The 20,234-nt window shown below is 59.1% G+C and carries 25 protein-coding genes; all 25 read right to left on the bottom strand.

The window, feature by feature from the left end; translation table 11 throughout:
- Window positions 1-21: 21 nt before the first annotated feature.
- The 25 genes from IBX59_RS06180 to IBX59_RS06060 all read right to left on the bottom strand — a co-directional run bounded on the left by IBX59_RS06180 (window position 22) and on the right by IBX59_RS06060 (window position 20,178).
- Window positions 22-627: an NADH-quinone oxidoreductase subunit J gene (locus IBX59_RS06180; protein ID WP_296373487.1), complete on the bottom strand. Its 606-nt coding sequence runs from the start codon at window positions 625-627 to the stop codon at window positions 22-24.
- Window positions 624-1,025, bottom strand: coding sequence for a carboxymuconolactone decarboxylase family protein (locus tag IBX59_RS06175; RefSeq protein WP_296373484.1), 402 nt, complete (start codon window positions 1,023-1,025; stop codon window positions 624-626). The genes IBX59_RS06180 and IBX59_RS06175 overlap by 4 nt, the downstream gene beginning before the upstream one ends.
- Complete coding sequence (nuoI, locus tag IBX59_RS06170; protein ID WP_296373482.1) at window positions 1,022-1,516, bottom strand: NADH-quinone oxidoreductase subunit NuoI; 495 nt, start codon at window positions 1,514-1,516, stop codon at window positions 1,022-1,024. Before nuoI ends, IBX59_RS06175 begins: the two co-directional genes overlap by 4 nt.
- A gap of 3 nt (window positions 1,517-1,519) precedes the next feature.
- On the bottom strand, window positions 1,520-2,560 hold the full coding sequence (gene nuoH / locus IBX59_RS06165) for an NADH-quinone oxidoreductase subunit NuoH (RefSeq protein ID WP_296373480.1): 1,041 nt from the start codon (window positions 2,558-2,560) through the stop codon (window positions 1,520-1,522).
- A 108-nt stretch (window positions 2,561-2,668) separates the two neighbouring features.
- Window positions 2,669-4,684, bottom strand: a complete 2,016-nt coding sequence (gene nuoG / locus IBX59_RS06160; RefSeq protein WP_296373478.1) for an NADH-quinone oxidoreductase subunit NuoG — start codon at window positions 4,682-4,684, stop codon at window positions 2,669-2,671.
- Between the two features lie 138 nt (window positions 4,685-4,822).
- Window positions 4,823-5,224, bottom strand: a complete 402-nt coding sequence (locus IBX59_RS06155) for a DUF5333 domain-containing protein (RefSeq protein ID WP_296373476.1) — start codon at window positions 5,222-5,224, stop codon at window positions 4,823-4,825.
- 175 nt (window positions 5,225-5,399) lie between these two features.
- The gene (locus IBX59_RS06150) at window positions 5,400-5,813 is read right to left on the bottom strand and encodes a hypothetical protein (protein WP_296373474.1); all 414 of its coding nucleotides are present in this window, start codon (window positions 5,811-5,813) and stop codon (window positions 5,400-5,402) included.
- A complete protein-coding gene (gene nuoF / locus IBX59_RS06145; RefSeq protein ID WP_296373472.1) occupies window positions 5,810-7,096 on the bottom strand; it encodes an NADH-quinone oxidoreductase subunit NuoF in 1,287 nt (428 codons plus the stop codon). The genes IBX59_RS06150 and nuoF overlap by 4 nt, the downstream gene beginning before the upstream one ends.
- The gene (locus IBX59_RS06140; RefSeq protein ID WP_296373470.1) at window positions 7,096-7,326 is read right to left on the bottom strand and encodes a DUF5337 domain-containing protein; all 231 of its coding nucleotides are present in this window, start codon (window positions 7,324-7,326) and stop codon (window positions 7,096-7,098) included. Before IBX59_RS06140 ends, nuoF begins: the two co-directional genes overlap by 1 nt.
- 45 nt (window positions 7,327-7,371) lie before the next feature.
- Complete coding sequence (locus IBX59_RS06135; RefSeq protein WP_296373468.1) at window positions 7,372-7,887, bottom strand: NADH:ubiquinone oxidoreductase; 516 nt, start codon at window positions 7,885-7,887, stop codon at window positions 7,372-7,374.
- Between the two features lie 174 nt (window positions 7,888-8,061).
- Entirely contained in the window at window positions 8,062-9,165 is a 1,104-nt protein-coding gene (locus IBX59_RS06130; RefSeq protein WP_296373466.1) for an NADH-quinone oxidoreductase subunit E, read from the bottom strand.
- A gap of 121 nt (window positions 9,166-9,286) precedes the next feature.
- The gene (locus IBX59_RS06125; RefSeq protein ID WP_296373464.1) at window positions 9,287-9,565 is read right to left on the bottom strand and encodes a hypothetical protein; all 279 of its coding nucleotides are present in this window, start codon (window positions 9,563-9,565) and stop codon (window positions 9,287-9,289) included.
- Between the two features lie 41 nt (window positions 9,566-9,606).
- Complete coding sequence (locus IBX59_RS06120; protein WP_296373462.1) at window positions 9,607-9,765, bottom strand: hypothetical protein; 159 nt, start codon at window positions 9,763-9,765, stop codon at window positions 9,607-9,609.
- 7 nt (window positions 9,766-9,772) lie between these two features.
- The gene (locus IBX59_RS06115) at window positions 9,773-9,967 is read right to left on the bottom strand and encodes a hypothetical protein (RefSeq protein WP_296373460.1); all 195 of its coding nucleotides are present in this window, start codon (window positions 9,965-9,967) and stop codon (window positions 9,773-9,775) included.
- The gene (locus IBX59_RS06110; protein WP_296373457.1) at window positions 9,964-11,202 is read right to left on the bottom strand and encodes an NADH-quinone oxidoreductase subunit D; all 1,239 of its coding nucleotides are present in this window, start codon (window positions 11,200-11,202) and stop codon (window positions 9,964-9,966) included. The genes IBX59_RS06115 and IBX59_RS06110 overlap by 4 nt, the downstream gene beginning before the upstream one ends.
- Window positions 11,199-11,810: an NADH-quinone oxidoreductase subunit C gene (locus IBX59_RS06105; protein WP_296373455.1), complete on the bottom strand. Its 612-nt coding sequence runs from the start codon at window positions 11,808-11,810 to the stop codon at window positions 11,199-11,201. Before IBX59_RS06105 ends, IBX59_RS06110 begins: the two co-directional genes overlap by 4 nt.
- A 52-nt stretch (window positions 11,811-11,862) precedes the next feature.
- A complete protein-coding gene (locus IBX59_RS06100; RefSeq protein WP_296373453.1) occupies window positions 11,863-12,393 on the bottom strand; it encodes an NADH-quinone oxidoreductase subunit B family protein in 531 nt (176 codons plus the stop codon).
- Entirely contained in the window at window positions 12,384-12,749 is a 366-nt protein-coding gene (locus IBX59_RS06095) for an NADH-quinone oxidoreductase subunit A (RefSeq protein WP_296373451.1), read from the bottom strand. Before IBX59_RS06095 ends, IBX59_RS06100 begins: the two co-directional genes overlap by 10 nt.
- Before the next feature lie 147 nt (window positions 12,750-12,896).
- Window positions 12,897-13,667, bottom strand: a complete 771-nt coding sequence (locus IBX59_RS06090) for a crotonase/enoyl-CoA hydratase family protein (RefSeq protein ID WP_296373450.1) — start codon at window positions 13,665-13,667, stop codon at window positions 12,897-12,899.
- The gene (locus IBX59_RS06085; RefSeq protein WP_296373448.1) at window positions 13,664-14,524 is read right to left on the bottom strand and encodes a hydroxymethylglutaryl-CoA lyase; all 861 of its coding nucleotides are present in this window, start codon (window positions 14,522-14,524) and stop codon (window positions 13,664-13,666) included. The genes IBX59_RS06090 and IBX59_RS06085 overlap by 4 nt, the downstream gene beginning before the upstream one ends.
- Window positions 14,525-14,599: 75 nt before the next feature.
- A complete protein-coding gene (locus IBX59_RS06080; RefSeq protein WP_296373446.1) occupies window positions 14,600-15,250 on the bottom strand; it encodes a glutathione S-transferase family protein in 651 nt (216 codons plus the stop codon).
- Window positions 15,247-17,157 (bottom strand): acetyl/propionyl/methylcrotonyl-CoA carboxylase subunit alpha, encoded by a 1,911-nt coding sequence (locus IBX59_RS06075; protein ID WP_296373444.1) that lies wholly within the window; start codon window positions 17,155-17,157, stop codon window positions 15,247-15,249. The genes IBX59_RS06080 and IBX59_RS06075 overlap by 4 nt, the downstream gene beginning before the upstream one ends.
- A 5-nt stretch (window positions 17,158-17,162) precedes the next feature.
- Window positions 17,163-18,725 carry a carboxyl transferase domain-containing protein gene (locus tag IBX59_RS06070; RefSeq protein ID WP_296373442.1) on the bottom strand — a complete coding sequence of 521 codons (1,563 nt, stop codon included), beginning with the start codon at window positions 18,723-18,725 and terminating at the stop codon, window positions 17,163-17,165.
- On the bottom strand, window positions 18,722-19,018 hold the full coding sequence (locus tag IBX59_RS06065) for a hypothetical protein (protein ID WP_296373439.1): 297 nt from the start codon (window positions 19,016-19,018) through the stop codon (window positions 18,722-18,724). Before IBX59_RS06065 ends, IBX59_RS06070 begins: the two co-directional genes overlap by 4 nt.
- Window positions 19,015-20,178: an isovaleryl-CoA dehydrogenase gene (locus IBX59_RS06060; RefSeq protein ID WP_296373436.1), complete on the bottom strand. Its 1,164-nt coding sequence runs from the start codon at window positions 20,176-20,178 to the stop codon at window positions 19,015-19,017. The genes IBX59_RS06065 and IBX59_RS06060 overlap by 4 nt, the downstream gene beginning before the upstream one ends.
- Window positions 20,179-20,234: the final 56 nt, after the last annotated feature.

Raw genomic sequence — 20,234 nt, 5'->3', positions numbered from 1 at the left:
GGAGCAACGCAGATTTTCTCATCACAACCCCTGCCCCGGCTTTACATCGCGCAATTCCATGGCCTTGGCGGGATCACGATACATCTGTTCCAATACGTTCTGGCGCTTGATATCGACCCGGTGGCGCAGGGTCAGCACAATCGCACCAATCATCGCCACCAACAGGATCAGACCCGCCAGTTGGAACAGCATGATATATTTGTCGTAAATCAGCATCCCAAGTGCTGCTGTATTCGTCATGTCACCCGCCGGGCTGGCAACGCGCGTCTCGAACCCGTCCGAAAATTCCCACGCGCCCAAGGCAATCGCCAATTGCATGATGATCACCACACCAATCAGCAGAGCCAGCGGCATATATTTCGCCATTTCGGCCTTGAGTTCGGCAAAATCCACGTCAAGCATCATGACCACGAACAAGAAAAGCACCGCGACCGCACCAACGTAGACAATGATCAGCAGCATGGCGACAAATTCGGCACCCAGCGTGACGAACAACCCCGCAGATGACAAAAACGCAAGGATCAACCACAGCACCGAATGCACCGGGTTGCGGCTGACGACCGTAAACAGCCCGCCGATCACTGTCGTGATCGCAAACAGATAGAAGGTAAACGCGAAAACTGTCATTCGGTTTCGTCCTTTTCCAGCACTTCATTGGCCAGTGTCATGGCTTTGGTCATGGCGGGCATGCCCGCAAACAGCCCCATCTGGGCAATCGCTTCGGCGATTTCCTGTTTCGTTGCCCCGGCCTCGACCAGATGGCGCACGGTCAACCTGATCTGCGCCTCGGCCTGCGCGCCCAGCACGGTCAGCCCTGCCAGTGTCAACAGCAGCCGCGTTTTCGCATCCAGACCATCCGGGTTGATCCCCTTGCCGAAAAACGCCTCCATCATATCCTTGGACATGGTTGGCCAAAGGTTTTCAAACCCTTTTGGCGTAAAGGCATCCATGTCGATATTCATCGACTTGGCCCAGTCCTGGCCCATCTTCATCATCGCATCAAAAGGGTTGTTCTGATCGGTCATCTGTAGGGCGCATCCAGTTCAAGGTTGTGCGCAATCTCGGATTCCCAGCGGTCACCGTTTTCCAGCAGTTTGGCCTTGTCATAATAAAGTTCTTCACGGGTTTCGGTGCTGAATTCGAAATTCGGCCCCTCGACAATCGCATCCACCGGGCAGGCCTCCTGGCAAAAACCGCAGTAGATGCATTTGGTCATGTCGATGTCATAGCGGGTCGTGCGGCGCGAACCGTCATCGCGCGGTTCAGCGTCGATCGTGATCGCCTGCGCGGGGCACACGGCCTCGCACAATTTGCAGGCGATGCAGCGTTCTTCGCCATTTGGATAGCGGCGCAGCGCATGTTCACCACGAAAACGCGGGCTAAGCGGCCCCTTTTCATGTGGGTAGTTCAGCGTGGCCTTGGGGGCAAAGAAATATTTCATCCCCAGTCTAAAGCCCTGCCAGACATCCTGTAGCAGAAAATACTTGGCCGCGCGGGTATAATCCATCTGGGTCATTGCTTAGCCTCCCATCGTCCAGCGGGCCCAAAAGCCCCCCAGAACCTCGTATTTTGCAAGAAACGAAACGATCACGACCCATGCCAGCGACATCGGCAGGAACACTTTCCAACCGATCCGCATCAACTGGTCATAGCGGTAGCGGGGCGTGATCGCCTTGACCATCGCGAAGATAAAGAAACAGAACCCCATCTTCAGCACCATCCACAGAATACCGTCCGGCAGGCCGGGAATGGGTGACAGCCAACCGCCAAGGAACAACAGCGACACCAGCGCGCACATCAGCACGACGGCCATCAGTTCGCCGATCATGAACAGCAAGAACGGAGTTGATGAATATTCCACCTGATAACCCGCCACCAGTTCCGATTCCGCCTCGGGCAGATCGAACGGCGGGCGGTTGGTTTCGGCCAGCGCGCTGATAAAGAACAAGAACAGCATCGGGAAATGTGCGACCCAATACCAGCTGAAGATACCGCCAGCCCCGTCCTGTGCCGCCACGATATCGCCAAAGTTCAGCGACCCCGTGGAAATAATGACACCGACAATGATCAGACCGATCGACACTTCATAAGAAATCATCTGTGCCGCCGACCGTAACGACCCCAGGAACGGGTATTTGGAGTTTGACGCCCAGCCGCCCATAATGACGCCGTAAACCTCAAGGCTGGAGATCGCAAAGATATACAGGATCGCAACGTTGATATCGGCCAGCACCCAGCCGTCGTTGAAGGGGATCACAGCCCATGCGATGACAGCCAGCACAAAGGCAATCATTGGCGCAAGGAAGAAGACAAACTTGTCAGCGCCCGCAGGCACGACGATTTCCTTGACGATGTATTTCAGGAAATCTGCGAAGGATTGCAGCAGGCCAAAGGCGCCCACCACGTTCGGACCCTTGCGCATTTGCACAGCGGCCCAGACCTTGCGGTCCGCATACATCAGAAATGCCAGCGCCAAGAGCAGTGGAACAAGCACCAAAAGGCTTTGCCCCAATATCACAAGGACAATGCCAAGGTTGGTATTGGTAAAGAATTCAATCATCTTTGTCCCTCACACCGGTCTTGCGGTGTCTTTATGATCCAGCGCGTAACCAATCCGCGCCGCAGATGCCAGCCCTTGACAGGCAATTTTCCGGGCCAGGCCCGTCACTTATTCCGCCGCAACCGGTATTGACCTGCGCGCCTTGGCGTTTGCGCTTAATTCGGCCATCAATGTTGACGCCCGCGCAATCGGGTTTGTCAGGTAAAAATCACTGATCGCATTGATGAAATCAGCCTTGCCTGGCGTTTTAACAGGCAGCGGATTCCAATCGTTTTCAGGCACCTGATCCACCTTGCCAAGATGCGGGTGCGCGGCGACCAGCGCCTGACGCAATTGCGCCATGCTGTCGAATGGCAGCGTGGCCCCCAGTTCCGCAGACAGCGCCCGCAGAATGGCCCAGTTTTCCTTGGCCTCGCCCGGCGGGAAGCTGGCACGCAGCGCCAGTTGCGGCCGCCCTTCAGTATTCACGAACAGGCCGTTTTCTTCGGTATAGGCGGCACCCGGAAGGATGATATCGGCGCGATGCGCACCACGGTCCCCGTGGCTGCCCTGATAAATCACGAACGCGCCCGGTGCGATATCAACTTCGTCCGCGCCAAGATTATAAATAACTTCCGCCTCCTTGACCGCATCCATGCCACCCTCTGCCACAGCACCCACATCCATCGCACCGACACGACCCGCAGCGGTGTGCAACACCAGCAAGCCGGAACCCGACATTTCCGCCAGCTTCATCGCATGAGCCAGAACCGCCGCGCCATCGGCTTCGCGTAGCGCACCCTGCCCGACGATCACGACAGAGGGCTGATCTTTCACCGCGTTAAAATCTTGCGCCGCAAGCGCCACCAATGCCGCACGATCGGCACCCGCGTGGGTGTAGTCATAGGTCAGATCAACCGCCTCACCCACCAATGTTACATCCGCACCACGCGTCCAGACCCTGCGAATACGCGCGTTCAGCACTGGGGCTTCGACGCGGGGGTTGGTGCCGATCAGATACACCTGCCTGGCCGCATCAATGTCCTCGATCGTCGCCGTGCCGACATAGGCCGACCGGTTTCCGATGGGCAGTTTTGCCCCATCGGTGCGACATTCAACAACACCGCCCTGCCCTTCAACCAAATGCTTAAGCGCGAACGCCGCCTCGACCGGGGCCAGATCACCGACCAGACCGGCCAGTTTACGGCCCTGCATTGCAGCGGCGGCCACTTGCAGCGCCTCATCCCAGCCCGCTTTGCGCAGCTTGCCATTTTCGCGGATATAGGGGGTATCCAGCCGCTGGCGGCGCAGCCCGTCCCAGACGAAACGGGTCTTGTCGGAAATCCACTCTTCGTTCACGCCATCATGGTTGCGCGGCAGGAAACGCATGACTTCGCGGCCCTTGGTATCAACCCGGATGCTGGACCCCAGCGCATCCATCACATCGATGGATTCGGTCTTGGTCAATTCCCAGGGACGGGCGGTAAAGGCATAGGGTTTCGACACCAGCGCGCCAACCGGACACAGATCAATGATGTTTCCCTGCATGTTGCTGTCGAGCGTTTCACCCAGATAACTGGTGATTTCCGCGTCTTCACCGCGCCCGGTCTGGCCCATCTGGGTGATGCCCGCAACTTCGGTGGTGAATCGGACGCAGCGGGTGCAGGAAATGCAGCGGGTCATGTGGGTTTCGACCAGCGGCCCCAGATCCAGATCCTCGGTCGCACGTTTTGGTTCGCGGAAGCGGCTGAAATCAACGCCATACGCCATCGCCTGATCCTGCAGGTCGCATTCGCCCCCCTGATCGCAGATCGGGCAATCCAGCGGGTGATTGATGAGAAGGAATTCCATCACGCCCTCACGGGCCTTTTTCACCATGGGGCTGTTGGTTTTCACCACGGGCGGCTGCCCTTCAGGGCCCGGGCGCAGATCCTTGACCTGCATCGCGCAGGATGCGGCGGGTTTGGGTGGGCCGCCCACAACCTCGACCAGACACATGCGGCAGTTACCCGCGATGGACAAACGTTCATGATAGCAGAACCGGGGAATTTCAATTCCCGCCACTTCACAGGCCTGAATCAGGGTCATTGCCCCGTCAACTTCGACCTCTTTTCCATCAATGATGACTTTGCGCAGATCAGACATGGCACGCCTTTATGTTCCCAGTCGCGTAGCCCCCATCGTGATCGGGCCACGGCGTTGATCGCGTTCTAACGCGACATCGGGGACGATGCCAGCCGGATCGACAAAAAACCTGTCATATTCCGCAGTTTGCATGTGTTTTTAACGCAAGAGCCACCCCACGCGCGTGTCTGCATCAATCTGCGCACGACCCACGGCACAATATGTTTCCGCGTCTCCTGCGACAGCCCCAAGGGCCGCCAGTCGATCGCGCGCAATTTGTTCCAACCGGCGCTTTTCGGCGCGATCATTCACGTAGGCGTCGATGTCTTCGGCTGAATACCCCAGTTCACGCGCCCGATTCTTGAGCGATTGCAAATAACCGATACCCCGAAAGGTGCGCGCGCGGATACCGTCGCATTCTTGCGAAATCTCATAGGCCATGCCGACATGGATGATGCCATCGCGGACCTCGGCCACATCTTTCAGTTCCGTTTGCGCCGAAAGGCCCCCCGCCAGTATCACAAGGCCCAAGGCTGTAACGAATGCGCGTATCTTGTTCATTGTCCGCTCCTGCCCCGCCTGTCGGGATCTGTTATATGGACAGAGATCGCGCTTGAGCGTCGGATATTCAATAACACGACACCAAACAGATGGGATTACGCCCATCGCGGCATGTCATCAGACAAAAAAAGGCCGCAATTGCTTGCGACCTTTCAAGACATCACAGTTTGCGCGATCACACGGGAATCAGCACCGCGCTGAGCGCAGAACCTTCCAGCATTTCCCCATCAGCCGCCGCGCACAGATCGTCGGCCGCATCCATGTCAACGCCATGTTTGGCGGCAAAACTGCGTTTGGTCACATCGGTTTCCAGATCAATCGCATCGCGCAGCGCCATCGCAGACAACGACCCGCGCCCGACCTCGTTACGCTTTTCGTTGACCTGCACATCCAGCACGGAATCGTAAGTATAGCGCGCACATTTCTGGGCAATCAGACTGCCCAAACCAGTGGTGGCATAATATTCCGGTGTTGTCAGATTATACAGCTTTTGCACCGCCTGATCGTCAAACGGCCGCGCCGCTTGCAAGCCCATCGCGCAGGCTGACAATGCCAAAGCTGCGGCAACCATGCCCGCGCGCAAAATCACTCTGCCGCCATCCCGGGCATCCGTTTATGTTTGATCCGGTCCTCGATCTCGTCACGGAAATTCTTGATCAGACCTTGAATTGGCCATGCCGCCGCATCGCCCAGCGCACAGATCGTATGCCCTTCGACCTGTTTTGTCACGTCCAGCAGCATGTCGATTTCCTCGACGCTTGCGTTGCCTTCGACCAGCCGCGCCATCACGCGCATCATCCAGCCTGTGCCTTCGCGGCAAGGCGTGCATTGGCCGCAGCTTTCGTGCTTGTAGAATTTCGACAGCCGCCAGATCGCTTTGATCATGTCGGTGGACTGGTCCATCACGATCACCGCAGCCGTGCCCAACGAAGACCCTTTTTCCTTAAGCGCATCGAAATCCATGATCGCGTCGCGCATGTTTTCGCCACGCACGCAGGGCACGGACGACCCGCCGGGGATCACGGCCTTGAGGTTATCCCAACCGCCCCTGACCCCGCCGCAGTGCTTTTCGATCAATTCCTCGAAGGGGATCGACATTTCCTCTTCTACGACACATGGGTTGTTCACATGGCCGGAAATCGCGAACAGTTTGGTGCCTGCATTGTTTGGACGGCCCATGCCGGAAAACCACGCCCCACCGCGCCGCAGGATCGTGGGCACCACGGCGATTGATTCCACATTGTTCACCGTCGTCGGGCAACCATAAAGACCCGCACCCGCGGGGAATGGCGGTTTCATCCGCGGCATGCCCTTTTTACCCTCAAGGCTTTCCAGCAGGGCTGTTTCTTCGCCGCAGATATAAGCACCGGCGCCATGGGTCAGATAAATATCGAAATCCCAGCCGGATTTGCAGGCATTCTTGCCGACCAGACCAGCGGCATAGGCTTCGTCAATGGCGGCTTGCAGCGCCTCTTTCTCGCGGATGTATTCACCGCGAATGTAAATATAGCAGGCGTGGGCATTCATTGCGAAGCTGGCAATCAAGCACCCTTCTACCAGCGTGTGCGGGTCGTGGCGCATGATCTCGCGGTCTTTGCAGGTGCCCGGTTCGGATTCGTCGGCGTTGACCACCAGATAGGCCGGGCGCCCATCGCTTTCCTTGGGCATGAAAGACCACTTGAGACCCGTGGGAAAGCCCGCACCGCCGCGCCCGCGCAGGCCCGACGCCTTCATTTCGTTGATGATCCAGTCACGCCCCTTCTTGATGATATCGGCCGTGCCATCCCAATGCCCGCGCTGTTGCGCGCCGGCAAGGCTGCGGTCGTGCATCCCGTAAAGGTTGGTAAAAATCCGGTCTTGGTCTTTGAGCATCAGCTATCGCCCTTGTCATTCTGGCGCGCGCGCCAGAGTTGAAATGTCTGCCACAGCGCAAAGCCGAAACCGGCCAGCGCTGCAAGGTCAAAAAACGCGCGTGTGCGATTTAACCAGTTATATTCCGACCCGATCAAGGACGCCATAATCCAGAAAACACCTGTTCCTGCCACCGTCAACGCGATGCGTCGTCCCGCCCTTGCCTGATCTTTTTGCCCGGACTGTGCCATGAACCAAACCGCATTCGCAAACGCAGCCCCCTGCTTCGTCAAAACCTAGCTGTGCGCACCATTGGCCAATGCTTTGGCCTGCGCAACCCAGTCATCACGCGTGACACGCCCTTTGAAGCCTTCAAGGTTATCATCCATCCATGCCTCCTCTGCGGGGCCCCAGGCGGCAATCTGGTCAAAATGGAACACACCCATATCATGAAGTATCTTTTCCAGCTTTGGCCCCACGCCTTTGATCAGCTTCAGATCATCAGACCCGCTGTCGCGCGCAGCACGCAGAAATGTCGGTTTTCCATCAGACCCCTGCGGAACAATCGTTGCTGTGGTTTGGGCCGTAGCAACCGCCGGTTTCGGCGCAGCCTGTGGACCGGGCGCAGGTTCCCGCCAGCCCAGAAACAACACGCCACCAGTGACAACGCCAACCACCGCCCCGACAAACACCGCAGCGATAAAGCTGTAATCATACAAAACAAACGCCACGCCGATGGCGATGATTGCAAACAGGGCCGCAACCGCGACAATCCCTTCAAACTTTGATGCAGGCGCATTGAAATTAATCATGACTTATCCCCCCTTGTCTGGGCACTTCAAAACATAATGCGCATGACAATTCAGACCAGCATCATGCCTGCGCGACGGTTAAAATCTCTTGCGACATATTTAGCTGATTTACGCTAAAAAATGAACCACTTTGACGTGACGCACTGTTCAAGCTCTTTTTGGCCCAAAGCCACGTCAATCTTTTGTTTTTGCCAGCGCCGCAGCCTGTGCCATCCAGTTATCCCGTGTGATCCGCCCCTTGAATTTCAAGCGGCTGTCAACCCAAGCCACCTCGGCCTCTGTCCATTTCGCGATCTGGTCAAAGTGCCAGAACCCCAATTCATTCAGCACGGCTTCCAATTTTGGGCCGACGCCGCTGATTTTTTTCAGGTCATCCGCCCCACCGCTGCGCGGCTGTGCGATTGTTTCGGGTTGCTGTTCGGCTGTATCCCCCGGATCCGATTTTGACACCGGCTTGGCCTCAGATGTCGCTTGCGCCTCTTGCTTGGTCACGCCTGTGCTGTCGGCGGGCACTTTTGCCGCTGGCTTGGGTTCTTTGGCTTTTTTACCAGCTACGGCTTTTTTCCCGCCACCCGCGATCCATGGCGTCAGCAAAGGCACTTCGGTGCCGTCAATCCGTTTGACGGTATCGCCAATATCCACGGCCAGTTGCGCGCTGGCGTTATATTCCGTCTTGCCGCTTTCGTAGCCGCGCAGACTGGTCAGCCCCTTGCGCGGTTCCGCAGCAAACCGCCCGTTTTGCGGACCGGGCACAGGCACGCGGCCTGCGGCCAGTTCATCAATGATTTCGCCCAGACGTTCCGCGGTCAGATCTTCGTAATAATCCTTGCCGATCTGGGCCATCGGCGCATTTGTGCATGACCCCAGACATTCCACCTCTTCCCACGAAAACTTGCCATCAGCCGACAGCGCGAAAGGCTTGTCCGCGATCTTGTCACGGCAAACGCCGATCAGATCCTCGGCGCCGCAGATCATGCAGGTTAGCGTGCCGCAGACCTGAATATGCGCGACCGAACCGACCGGCTGCAACTGGAACATGAAATAGAAAGACGCGACTTCCAGCGCGCGGATATAGGCCAGATCCAGCATTTGGGCCACATATTCAATCGCGGGCCGGGTCAGCCAGCCTTCCTGTTCCTGCGCGCGCCAAAGAATAGGGATGATGGCGCTGGCCTGACGGCCTTCGGGAAATTTCTTGATCTGCGCTTCCGCCCACTTCAGGTTATCTGGGGTGAAGGCAAAGGTTTCGGGCTGGTCGTGATAAAGGCGGCGTAGCATTCATTCATTCCGGTCATCATGGCAGCGCCAATCATCAGCGCAAACAAGGCAGCAAGGCAACGCCCCACCACGGTTCATGCTTGCCCTAGCACAAGGAACGTGCCGGGCAAACCAATTGTCATCAACTACAAGCTGGTGTGGTCAGCCGCAGCGATGCCCCCATTGAGGTTTCGATCTTACCCTCACCCGCCAACTTTGTGACAATCTCGGTCACTTGCTCCGGGGTGACTTGCGCCTGGTTCAGGACACGTGCCGTGTTCGCCTGATTGAGGATACAGCCGTTATTTTCCACCGCTGACACGAACCGCGCCTCGGCAGAGCCGCCGGACATCGCGGTGGGCATACCATCGGCACAGGCAGCCAGCGCAAACAGTGACACAAGGATCAGAGAAGGTTTCATAGGTCTTTTCACTTTCTTTGCGTTATAAAGCCGGGTCACAGTCACAACAGGCCACGCACAACGTCCACCACAAAGACGATGATTGCGCCAACAACCGCCGCTTTGACCAAACGGTTGCCGCCCCGCGCCGCCAAAGCAGCACCAAAGCCGGCCAGTGCGCCGTAAATCAACAGCCAGTAATTCAGCGTCAATGTCATCATGGCCACATCATTCCAGCGGTGCGGCGTCGGGGAAGGTCGTGCCACCCAAACCGTAATACAGGACCAGCACCGATACCAAGATGCCCGCAACCCCACCAATCACAACACCCGCTGCAGTCCGGCGAAACATCCGCGACACAATCGCCGAAACAAAAAACCCACCTGCGATCATAAACCCGATCAGAACATCAACCATGGTCATCGGTCGATTTCACCAAACACAACATCCATCGTGCCGATCACGGCGCTGACATCAGCCAGCTGGTGCCCTTTGCAGACATGATCCATCGCTTGCAAATGCAGATAGCCCGGCGCGCGCAGTTTGACGCGGTAAGGTTTGTTGGTGCCGTCCGCCACAAGGTATACACCAAATTCCCCCTTGGGCGCTTCAACCGCGGCATAGACTTCGCCTGCGGGCACATGGAACCCTTCGGTATAAAGCTTGAAGTGATGGATCAACGCCTCCATCGAGGTTTTCATTTCGCCACGGGTCGGCGGGGTCATTTTGCCGCGCGCCATCACATCGCCTTTTTCGTGGCGCAACTTTTCGCAGGCCTGACGGATGATGGACGTGGATTCGCGCATTTCCGCCATCCGGCAAAGATAGCGGTCATAACAATCGCCATTCTTGCCAACGGGGATTTGAAACGAAAATTCGTCATAGCATTCATAAGGTTGCGCGCGCCGCAAATCCCATGCAAGGCCAGACCCGCGCACCATGACTCCCGAAAAGCCCCATTCCTGAATGTCCTCTTCGGTCACGATCCCGATATTGGCGTTGCGCTGTTTGAAAATGCGGTTTTCCGTCAGCAACCCGTCGATGTCATCCAACACCCCGGGAAACGCCACGGCCCATGCATCGATGTCTTCGACCAGTTGATCCGGCAGATCCTGATGCACCCCGCCGGGGCGGAAATAGGCGGCGTGCAAACGCGCCCCGCAGGCGCGTTCGTAAAACACCATCAGCTTTTCGCGTTCTTCAAAGCCCCAAAGCGGCGGCGTCAGCGCACCAACGTCCATGGCCTGTGTCGTGACATTCAGCAGATGCGACAGAATGCGCCCGATTTCGGAATACAGCACCCGGATCAGGCTGGCGCGGCGCGGCACCTGCGTGCCGGTCAGCCGTTCGATGGCCAGACACCAAGCATGTTCCTGGTTCATCGGCGACACGTAATCAAGCCGGTCCAGATAGGGCAGGTTTTGCAGATAGGTGCGCGATTCCATCAACTTTTCGGTGCCACGGTGCAGCAGGCCAATATGCGGGTCACAGCGTTCGACGATTTCACCGTCCAGTTCCAGCACCAGCCGCAAAACACCATGCGCGGCAGGGTGTTGCGGGCCAAAGTTGATGTTGAAATTACGTATCTTCTGTTCGCCACTCACAGCGTCAGTGGATCCGTCATCATAGGTATTCACCCGGATATCGCCGTCCATCATTTCGCGGCCTCCTTGGTCTTTTCATCGCCCGGCAGAATGTATTGGGCCCCTTCCCAAGGCGACATGAAATCAAACTGGCGATATTCCTGCACAAGGCTGACAGGTTCATAGACGACACGCTTTTGCACCTCGTCGTATCGCACCTCGGTGTAGCCTGTTGTCGGAAAATCCTTGCGCAGCGGATGCCCGCGGAAACCATAATCGGTCAGGATGCGGCGCAAATCAGGGTGGCCCGAAAACAGAATGCCGAACATGTCAAATACTTCACGTTCGAACCAGTTTGCGGCAGGATGCACCGACAGGATCGACGGCAACACATCTTCTTCGCGGATTTGCACCCGCAGGCGGATACGCTGGTTCTGATACATGCTCAGGAAATGATAGACGACATCGAACCGCTTGGCCCGGCTGGGATAATCCACCGCCGTGATATCCACCAGCGTCGAAAACTGGCACCCTTGGTCCAACTTGAGAAACTCGACAAAGCTGACCAGCGATGACGGCGCGACAGTCACCGTCAGTTCGTCATGCACGACATGCCATGACAACACACAGTCTGTGCGTTTCATTTCCAGATGGGTGCCAAGTTCTTGCAAGGCTTCGGTCATCGTAATTCCTTTTCACAGGTGCCTGACGCACGCTTGTCACGCCGCCGGGCGATCAGCGCACGATTGTCCCGGTTCTGCGCATCTTGCGTTGCAATTGCAGGATACCATAAAGCAGCGCTTCTGCCGTAGGTGGGCAGCCCGGCACATAGATATCCACCGGCACGATCCGGTCACAGCCCCGCACCACGGAATAGCTGTAATGATAATACCCGCCACCATTGGCACACGACCCCATCGAGATCACGTAACGTGGTTCAGGCATCTGGTCATAGACCTTGCGCAGGGCCGGCGCCATCTTGTTGGTCAGCGTGCCCGCCACGATCATCAGATCAGACTGGCGCGGGCTGGCGCGCGGCGCGGTGCCGAACCGTTCGAGATCATAGCGCGGCATGGATGTATGCATCATTTCGACCGCACAACAGGCCAGACCAAATGTCATCCAGTGCAGCGATCCGGTGCGCGCCCAGTTGATGATGTCAGCGGTGCTGGTGACAAGAAACCCCTTGTCCTGCAATTCGCGGTTCAGGGTTTGCGTGGCGTGTTCCTTGTCGGCCCCCACGGCGGTTCCGGTCATCACTCCCATTCCAGCGCCCCTTTCTTCCATTCATAGGCAAAGCCAATCGTCAGCACGCCCAGAAATACCATCATCGACCAAAATGCCGTCATTGAAATATCGCCAAACGCGACGGCCCATGGGAACAGGAACGCGACCTCAAGATCGAAGATGATGAACAGGATCGACACCAGATAAAACCGGACATCGAATTTCATCCGCGCATCGTCAAAGGCGTTGAAACCACATTCATAGGCCGACACCTTTTCAGGGTCGGGGTTACGCACGGCGACAATGGCCGCAGCCAGAATCAGGATCAGGCCCAGCGCGATCGCCAGCCCCAGAAAGATCATGATCGGCAGATATTCGGACAACATTTCCTGCAAAGGAAGTTCCTTTCAGCACGGTACGCCACACGGCGGATCAAAGCGACTGTGTGTTGCATACCCCCGCACCCCAGCGCGGTCAACCAAAGCCAAGCCTGATTCACGGTGTTTTTCAGGGCGTCATCTTGCCACTGGCCCGCGCCGACATCATGCCCAAGGGGCAGGTTTTTTACCGAAAAACGCCGCAATCCCCTGCGCGGCTTCATCGCTTTCCCAGCGTGCGATCAGGGCATCGACCGACCGGGCAACCGTTGCAGGATCAATGACAGGGCCAAGGCTGCGCGCCAAAGCCTTGGCCGCCGCCACCGCCCCCGGTGCGCATGACAGATAAGGCGCGACTTCGGCCGCAACCGCCGCGTCCAACGCACTGGCTGGGACTGCTTTGGCGACAATCCCCAGCGTCACAGCCTCGGCTGCATCAAACACCCGCGCCGACATGAACACACGCCGCGCATGCGCTTCGCCCATCCGCGCCAGCACATAAGGGCCGATCGTTGCGGGAATCAGACCCAGTTTCGTTTCCGTCAGCCCGAATTTCGCGTGATCCGTGGCAATTGCCACATCACAAACGCAGGCCAGCCCCACCCCACCGCCAAAGGCATTTCCCTGCAAACGGCCAATGACCGGCTGTGGCAGTGTATTCAGCGCGCCCAACATATCCGCCAAAGACCGGGCCGCTGCCCGTTTCATCACCGCGTCACCGGCCATCTGGTCGCGCATCCATCCCAGATCGCCACCCGCACAAAAAGAAACGCCCCGCCCGGTCAACACAACAACGCGGACCCCTCGGTCAGCGGCGATTCGGTCAGTGGCCTTGCGCACTGCGTCAATCAGCGCCTGTGACAACGCATTATGTTTTTCGGGCCGCGCCAGCGCCAGGGTCGCCACGCCGCGCCCGTCGACTGTCAGATCAATCATCGCATCGCCCTCGCCATCTCAGCCGCTTTGGCAATCACATCCACGTCCACGCCCGTGGTAAAGCCCAACCCATGCACCAGTTCCAGCAGCGCCTCGGTTGCAAGGTTGCCCGGCGCACCCGGCGCATAGGGGCACCCGCCAAGCCCCCCCACCGCGCTGTCAAAGGCGCGCAGGCCCATGTCCAGCGCCATCTTTACATTGGCAAGCGCGCGACCACCGGTATCATGAAAATGCCCCGCCAGATCCGCCAGAGGCACCACCACCATCACCGCATCCAGCATCGCCGCCACACGCGCGGGCGTGCCCTTTCCGATCGTGTCGCCCAGTGACACCTGCATCGGCGCCACCTTTCGCAACATTGCCGCCGCGCGCGCCACGGCTTCGGGCGGCACCGGGCCATCGAACGGGCAATCTGTGACACAGGAAATATACCCCCGCACACCAACCCCCGCCGCCTGCGCCGCGTGCACCACAGGCGTCAGACGTTCCACCGATGTGGCGATGGAACAATTCAGGTTGCTTTGCGAAAACCCTTCGGATGCGGAAATGAACACCGCCACCTCGTAGGTGACACCGGGCACGCGGGCTGCAACAAACCCGTCCCAGCCGCGCAGATTGGGCACCAACACACCGTAACGCACACCCGCAACAGGGCGCAGCCGGGCCAGCACGCGATCGGTATCGGCCATCTGCGGCACCCACTTGGGGCTGACGAAACTGCCCACCTCGATATCGCGCAAACCCGATGTGCCCAGCAGATCAATCAGCGCGACCTTGCGGTCCACCCCAATCAGCGCCGGTTCATTCTGCAACCCGTCACGCGGGCCAACCTCGTGAATCCGCACAAACTCAGCCATGACGCCCCGCATCTTCCGAGCATAAATATCCCGGGGGTGTGCATGCCAAAGGCCGGGACGGGGGCCGCGCGCCCCTCATGGCGCCACATCCCAGGCCGGATAAAAACTCTGCGCATATAGGCCTGGACCGTCCGGCAATGCCTTTTGAAACGCAGGCCGTTCCTGTAACCGGCCATACCACGCCGCAACCTTCGGAAACCCTTCAAGTTTGACAAAATGCGCCGCCATGTAAACCGCCTGCCCCACGCCCACATCCGCGGCCGAAAAAGACGACAAAAGATAGTCTGCCTGAAACGCTGCCTCGACCGTGCCCAGCGTGCGTACAAGTCGCTTGGCCTCCAGCTGCATGATGATCGGGCTGCGCATATGATCATCGCGCAGGGCAACATGCTGCTGGGTCAGTGCCGCGCAATGCTGGCTGATGGTTTCGGCAAAATGAATCCAGTTCAGCCACGCCGCCCATTCCGCATCAGCCGGCCCGCGCCCAAGGCCCACCGCAGGAAAGCGCGCGCACAGGTATTGCGCGATGGCCCCGCTTTCGGTCAGCACAACGCCGTCAATCTCCAGCGTCGGCACCCGGCCCGTAGGGTTTAGCAACCGGTAAGGTTCTTCGCGCAGCGTCTTATCAAACGGGTAGACAACCAGTTCGAAATCCACCCCGACTTCATACAGCAACCAAAGACTGCGCATCGACCGGGTCTGAGGGCAGTGATGCAACCGGATCATTCCACCGCCTCCAGCGCCACCATCAGCGCCCCCGCCGTCACCTGGTCGCCCTTTGCCACTGCAACGCTGGCAATCACCCCGTCGCGGGGCGCGCGCAGCACATGTTCCATCTTCATCGCCTCCAACACCACCAATCGGTCGCCCGCGCAGACCGGCTGCCCGACGCTGACGGCCACATCATGCACCAGCCCCGGCATCGGGGCCAGCACCGTGTCACCGCCAAAGGCATCGCCGGCGCGCGCCAGCGGATCGACAATATCAAAGGTCAGCGTTTGCGGGCCAAAAACCGTGACACGCCCGCCATGCCGCACCGCAGGCAGGCCCCAGTCATCGCCGCGCCAGCGCAATGCCATATGTTCAGCGCCCACCGTCACATCACAACGGCCACCCGCATGAACCATCAGCCGCACGGCAACATCCGCGCCCGCATGGGCCAGCAAAATATCCCGGCCCAGCGGTTCCCACAGCGTAAAGCCCGCCAGCGCATCCCGCCCGATCCCCGCCGCCACAACAGCCGCGACCGCAACTGCAAGCGCATCCGGCACAGGCGCCGCGCAAAGCCGCGCCTGTTCGCGCGCAATCAGCCCGGTATCAACCTTGCCCAAAACAAACCCCGGATCGCGCGACAGCGCCCGCAGGAAACCGATGTTGGTCACCGTGCCCGCCACCTGCGTCTGATCCAGCGCCGCCGACAGCGCCCGCAGCGCAGTTGCGCGATCCTCCCCGTGAACTGTGACCTTGGCGATCATGGGGTCATACCATGGTGAAACCTCGGACCCGGCAACAACGCCGCTGTCGATGCGGGCGTTATCGGGAAATTCCAGATGCTCGATCACGCCTGTGGCGGGCAGGAACCCTGCTGGCACGTCCTCGGCATATAGCCGCGCCTCGAACGCGTGGCCTGTGATTGCCAGATCTTCTTGCCGTGCGGGCAGCGCCTCGCCTGCGGCGACGCGCAATTGCCACGCGACCAGATCAACGCCGGTGATCGCCTCTGTCACGGGATGTTCCACCTGCAACCGCGTATTCATTTCCATAAACCAGAAGCGGTCAGGGTGCAGCCCGTCAGAGCCGTCCACGATGAATTCGATGGTGCCTGCGCCAGCATAGCCAATCGCCTTTGCTGCCGTCACCGCCGCGTCGCCCATAGCCTTGCGCATCGCGTCGGTCATGCCCGGTGCGGGGGCTTCCTCGATCACCTTTTGATGGCGGCGTTGCAGCGAACAATCGCGTTCGAACAGATGCACCGCATCCGTGCCATCGCCGAACACCTGCACCTCTATATGGCGGGGGGTGGTGATGTATTTTTCGATCAGCACATCGGGGTTGCCAAAGGCCGTGCGCGCCTCGGCCTGGGCAGAGGCCAAATTTTCGCGAAAACTTGGTCGCGTCTCGACCAGGCGCATGCCCTTGCCGCCGCCCCCCGCAACCGCCTTGATCAAGACCGGATAGCCGGTCTCATCGGCTTTTTTAGCTAAAAAATCCGGCTCCTGATTATTGCCATGATACCCCGGCACGACAGGCACGCCTGCCTTTGCCATCAGCGCCTTGGCCGCATCCTTCAGCCCCATCGCCCGAATTGCATCCGCCGACGGGCCGATAAACACCAGCCCCGCCGCCGTCACCGCATCAACGAAATCAGGGTTTTCGGACAAAAACCCATAGCCCGGATGCACCGCCTGTGCGCCGGTATCCAACGCCGCCTGAATAATCAGGTCACCCCGCAGGTAACTGTCAGCCACGGGGGCTGGACCCAGCCGCACCGCCTCATCCGCCAGCTGCACATGCAATGCCATGTTATCCGCATCGGAATACACCGCCACCGTCCGCACCCCCATGGCCAGCGCGGTGCGTATGATCCGGCAGGCAATTTCGCCCCGGTTGGCGATGAGGATCTTGTCAAACATGGCCATTACATCCGGAACACGCCGAAACGTGTCTCCTCTATTGGCGCGTTACAGGCGGCGGCGAGCGACAGCGCCAGCACCTCGCGCGATTTGCGCGGGTCGATGATTCCATCGTCCCACAGCCGCGCGCTGGCATAAAGCGGGTGCGATTGCTGCGCGAACATATCAATCGTAGGCTGTTTGAAGGCCGCTTCCTCTGCCGCCGACCATTCACCGCCCGCCCGTTCGATGGCATCGCGTTTCACTGTCGCCAGCACGCCCGCAGCCTGTTCGCCGCCCATCACGCTGATCCGGCTGGTCGGCCACGACCACATGAAATGCGGGCTGTAAGCCCGACCAGACATGCCATAATTTCCCGCGCCAAATGATCCGCCCACGACCATCGTGATCTTGGGCACCTTCGTGGTTGCCACCGCTGTCACCATCTTGGCCCCGTGACGCGCGATGCCTTCGTTTTCGTATTTCTGCCCGACCATAAAGCCCGTGATGTTTTGCAAAAACACCAGCGGAATTTTCCGCTGGCTGCACAGTTCCACAAAATGTGCACCCTTTTGCGCGCTTTCGGAAAACAGCACCCCGTTGTTGGCCACGATCCCACAGGGCCAGCCGTCAATATGGGCGAACCCGCAAACCAGCGTTTCGCCAAACCGCGCCTTGAATTCGTCAAAGCGCGACCCGTCCACTATCCGGCCAATCACCTGGCGGATATCATAGGGCGTGCGCAGGTCGGCGGGGATCACATCGAACAATGTCGCCGGATCAAGTGCCGGGGGTTCGGATGACAAGCGATTGACATTCGAAATATTATCAAGATTGCAAGACGCCACCGCCTGCCGCGCGAGTGCGAGCGCATGGGCGTCATCTTCGGCCAGATAATCGGCCACACCGGACAGGCGGGTATGCACATCGCCGCCGCCCAGCGCCTCGGCGCTCACCACCTCACCCGTCGCGGCCTTGACCAGCGGCGGACCGGCCAGAAAGATCGTGCCCTGATCCCGCACAATGATTGACACATCGGCCATCGCCGGCACATAGGCGCCGCCTGCCGTGCAGGATCCCATGACAACCGCAATCTGCGGGATACCCGCCGCCGACATTTGCGCCTGATTGTAAAAGATACGGCCGAAATGGTCGCGGTCGGGGAACACCTCGTCCTGATTGGGCAAGTTCGCGCCGCCGCTATCGACCAGATAGACGCAGGGCAGACGGCAGGCCGCAGCGATTTCTTGCGCGCGCAGGTGTTTTTTCACCGTCATCGGGTAATAGGTGCCGCCCTTGACCGTCGCATCGTTGCAGACAACCATCACCTGCGCGCCATTCACAAGCCCCACACCCGCGATCACACCGGCACAGGGGGCGGCCCCGTCATACATGTCATGCGCTGCCGTTGCACCGATTTCCAGAAATGGGCTGCCGGTGTCCAGCAGGCTGGCCACACGGTCACGCGGCAGCATCTTGCCCCGCGAAACATGACGCGTGCGGGATTTTTCGCCGCCGCCAAGGGCGGCCTGTTCTGCCGCATCGCGCACCTTTTTCAACGCGGCAAGGTGAATCTCGGCATCGCTCATGCGGCTGGTCCTTGGTGTGGGTCGGGCAGTGGTTCACCGCGCGGACCCGCGTAAAATGTCGTGGCAACGCCGTTGGGATGCACGCAGGTAATCACCATGCGCACGCCGGGATCAGGGTGCGTGGTGGCGGCGCAATCGGTCAGGCTGGCCCCGGCGGGCGACATATCCAGATAGGCGGCGGCATAGCGGTTGATAATCTCTGTCTCGGACGGCACCTGCCCCATCCGCAACCCCAGCACCCCGGCAAAGACGGCCAGCGCGGCGACGGGGATAAAGACCATCCAGCGTTTCACCCCATCGCCCCCATCAATTCGCGGCCCACCAGCATCCGCCTGATCTCGGACGTGCCGGCGCCGATTTCCATCAGTTTCGCATCGCGGAACAGCCGCGCGACGGGCGCGTCGGCCAGAAACCCCGCGCCGCCCATCGCCTGCACCGCCTGATGCGCCTGTTTCATCGCCTCTTCACTGGCATAAAGGCAGCAGGCGGCAGCGTCTTGCCGCGTCACGGTGCCTCGGTCGCAGGCGCGCGCCACCTCATAAACATAGGCGCGGGCAGAATTCATCGCCGTATACATATCGGCAATCTTGCCCTGCATCAGTTGGAAGTTTCCGATGGGCTGGCCGAATTGTTTACGCGACGCAAGATAAGGCATGATTTCATCCAGACAGGCCGCCATGATCCCCAGCCCGATCCCCGCCAGCACGACACGTTCGTAATCGAGGCCGGACATCAGAACACGCACACCGCGCCCTTCTTCGCCCAGCACGTTTTCGAACGGCACGGCCACATCATCGAAAACCAGTTCAGCCGTGTTCGACCCGCGCATCCCCAGCTTGTCAAAATGCGGGCTAGTGCTGAAACCCGTCATTCCTTTTTCGATCAAAAACGCCGTGATCCCTTTTGACCCCGCATCAGGATCGGTCTTGGCATAGACAACAAGCGTGTCGGCATCGGGGCCGTTGGTGATCCAGTATTTGTTGCCGTTAAGGCGGTAATGATCGTTGCGCTTTTCCGCCCGCAGCGACATCGCCACCACGTCAGACCCGGCCCCTGCCTCTGACATCGCTAGCGCGCCCACATGGTCGCCCGAAATCAGGCGCGGCAGGTATTTCGCCTTTTGTGCATCATTCCCGTTCAGCTTGATCTGGTTGACGCAAAGGTTGGAATGCGCCCCATAGGACAGCGACACCGATGCGCTGGCGCGGGCAATTTCCTCTACCGCGACGGTATGGGCAAGGTATGACATGCCCGCGCCGCCGTATTCTTCACCCACTGTCACACCCAGCAGGCCCAATTCGCCCATTTCGGGCCAGAGTTCAGGGGGAAAGAGATTGTCGCGGTCAATTTGCGCCGCCATCGGTTTCACGCGGGTCTGCGCCCAGTCGTGGACCATATCGCGCAGGGCGTTCACATCCTCGCCCAGATCGAATGTCATTGAGGCATGAAACATGGCGCGGCTCCGGTTAATTGAACGCTTGTTCAGTTGTAGGCTTGTGGGGTCACATC

This window comes from Yoonia sp. (assembly GCF_014859355.1).
Lineage (GTDB): Bacteria > Pseudomonadota > Alphaproteobacteria > Rhodobacterales > Rhodobacteraceae > Yoonia.
This window is presented reverse-complemented; position numbering and strand designations above follow the sequence as displayed.

Excerpts from the sequence above, each read along its gene's own strand:
- IBX59_RS06180 (WP_296373487.1), bottom strand. The coding sequence starts at position 627 with ATGACAGTTTTCGCGTTTACCTTCTATCTGTTTGCGATCACGACAGTG.
- IBX59_RS06175 (WP_296373484.1), bottom strand. The coding sequence starts at position 1,025 with ATGACCGATCAGAACAACCCTTTTGATGCGATGATGAAGATGGGCCAG.
- nuoI (WP_296373482.1), bottom strand. The coding sequence starts at position 1,516 with ATGACCCAGATGGATTATACCCGCGCGGCCAAGTATTTTCTGCTACAG.
- nuoH (WP_296373480.1), bottom strand. The coding sequence starts at position 2,560 with ATGATTGAATTCTTTACCAATACCAACCTTGGCATTGTCCTTGTGATA.
- nuoG (WP_296373478.1), bottom strand. The coding sequence starts at position 4,684 with ATGTCTGATCTGCGCAAAGTCATCATTGATGGAAAAGAGGTCGAAGTT.
- IBX59_RS06155 (WP_296373476.1), bottom strand. The coding sequence starts at position 5,224 with ATGAACAAGATACGCGCATTCGTTACAGCCTTGGGCCTTGTGATACTG.
- nuoF (WP_296373472.1), bottom strand. The coding sequence starts at position 7,096 with ATGCTCAAAGACCAAGACCGGATTTTTACCAACCTTTACGGGATGCAC.
- IBX59_RS06140 (WP_296373470.1), bottom strand. The coding sequence starts at position 7,326 with ATGGCACAGTCCGGGCAAAAAGATCAGGCAAGGGCGGGACGACGCATC.
- IBX59_RS06135 (WP_296373468.1), bottom strand. The coding sequence starts at position 7,887 with ATGATTAATTTCAATGCGCCTGCATCAAAGTTTGAAGGGATTGTCGCG.
- IBX59_RS06130 (WP_296373466.1), bottom strand. The coding sequence starts at position 9,165 with ATGCTACGCCGCCTTTATCACGACCAGCCCGAAACCTTTGCCTTCACC.
- IBX59_RS06125 (WP_296373464.1), bottom strand. The coding sequence starts at position 9,565 with ATGAAACCTTCTCTGATCCTTGTGTCACTGTTTGCGCTGGCTGCCTGT.
- IBX59_RS06120 (WP_296373462.1), bottom strand. The coding sequence starts at position 9,765 with ATGATGACATTGACGCTGAATTACTGGCTGTTGATTTACGGCGCACTG.
- IBX59_RS06115 (WP_296373460.1), bottom strand. The coding sequence starts at position 9,967 with ATGACCATGGTTGATGTTCTGATCGGGTTTATGATCGCAGGTGGGTTT.
- IBX59_RS06110 (WP_296373457.1), bottom strand. The coding sequence starts at position 11,202 with ATGATGGACGGCGATATCCGGGTGAATACCTATGATGACGGATCCACT.
- IBX59_RS06105 (WP_296373455.1), bottom strand. The coding sequence starts at position 11,810 with ATGACCGAAGCCTTGCAAGAACTTGGCACCCATCTGGAAATGAAACGC.
- IBX59_RS06100 (WP_296373453.1), bottom strand. The coding sequence starts at position 12,393 with ATGGGAGTGATGACCGGAACCGCCGTGGGGGCCGACAAGGAACACGCC.
- IBX59_RS06090 (WP_296373450.1), bottom strand. The coding sequence starts at position 13,667 with ATGATTGATCTGACAGTCGACGGGCGCGGCGTGGCGACCCTGGCGCTG.
- IBX59_RS06085 (WP_296373448.1), bottom strand. The coding sequence starts at position 14,524 with ATGGCTGAGTTTGTGCGGATTCACGAGGTTGGCCCGCGTGACGGGTTG.
- IBX59_RS06080 (WP_296373446.1), bottom strand. The coding sequence starts at position 15,250 with ATGATCCGGTTGCATCACTGCCCTCAGACCCGGTCGATGCGCAGTCTT.
- IBX59_RS06075 (WP_296373444.1), bottom strand. The coding sequence starts at position 17,157 with ATGTTTGACAAGATCCTCATCGCCAACCGGGGCGAAATTGCCTGCCGG.
- IBX59_RS06070 (WP_296373442.1), bottom strand. The coding sequence starts at position 18,725 with ATGAGCGATGCCGAGATTCACCTTGCCGCGTTGAAAAAGGTGCGCGAT.
- IBX59_RS06060 (WP_296373436.1), bottom strand. The coding sequence starts at position 20,178 with ATGTTTCATGCCTCAATGACATTCGATCTGGGCGAGGATGTGAACGCC.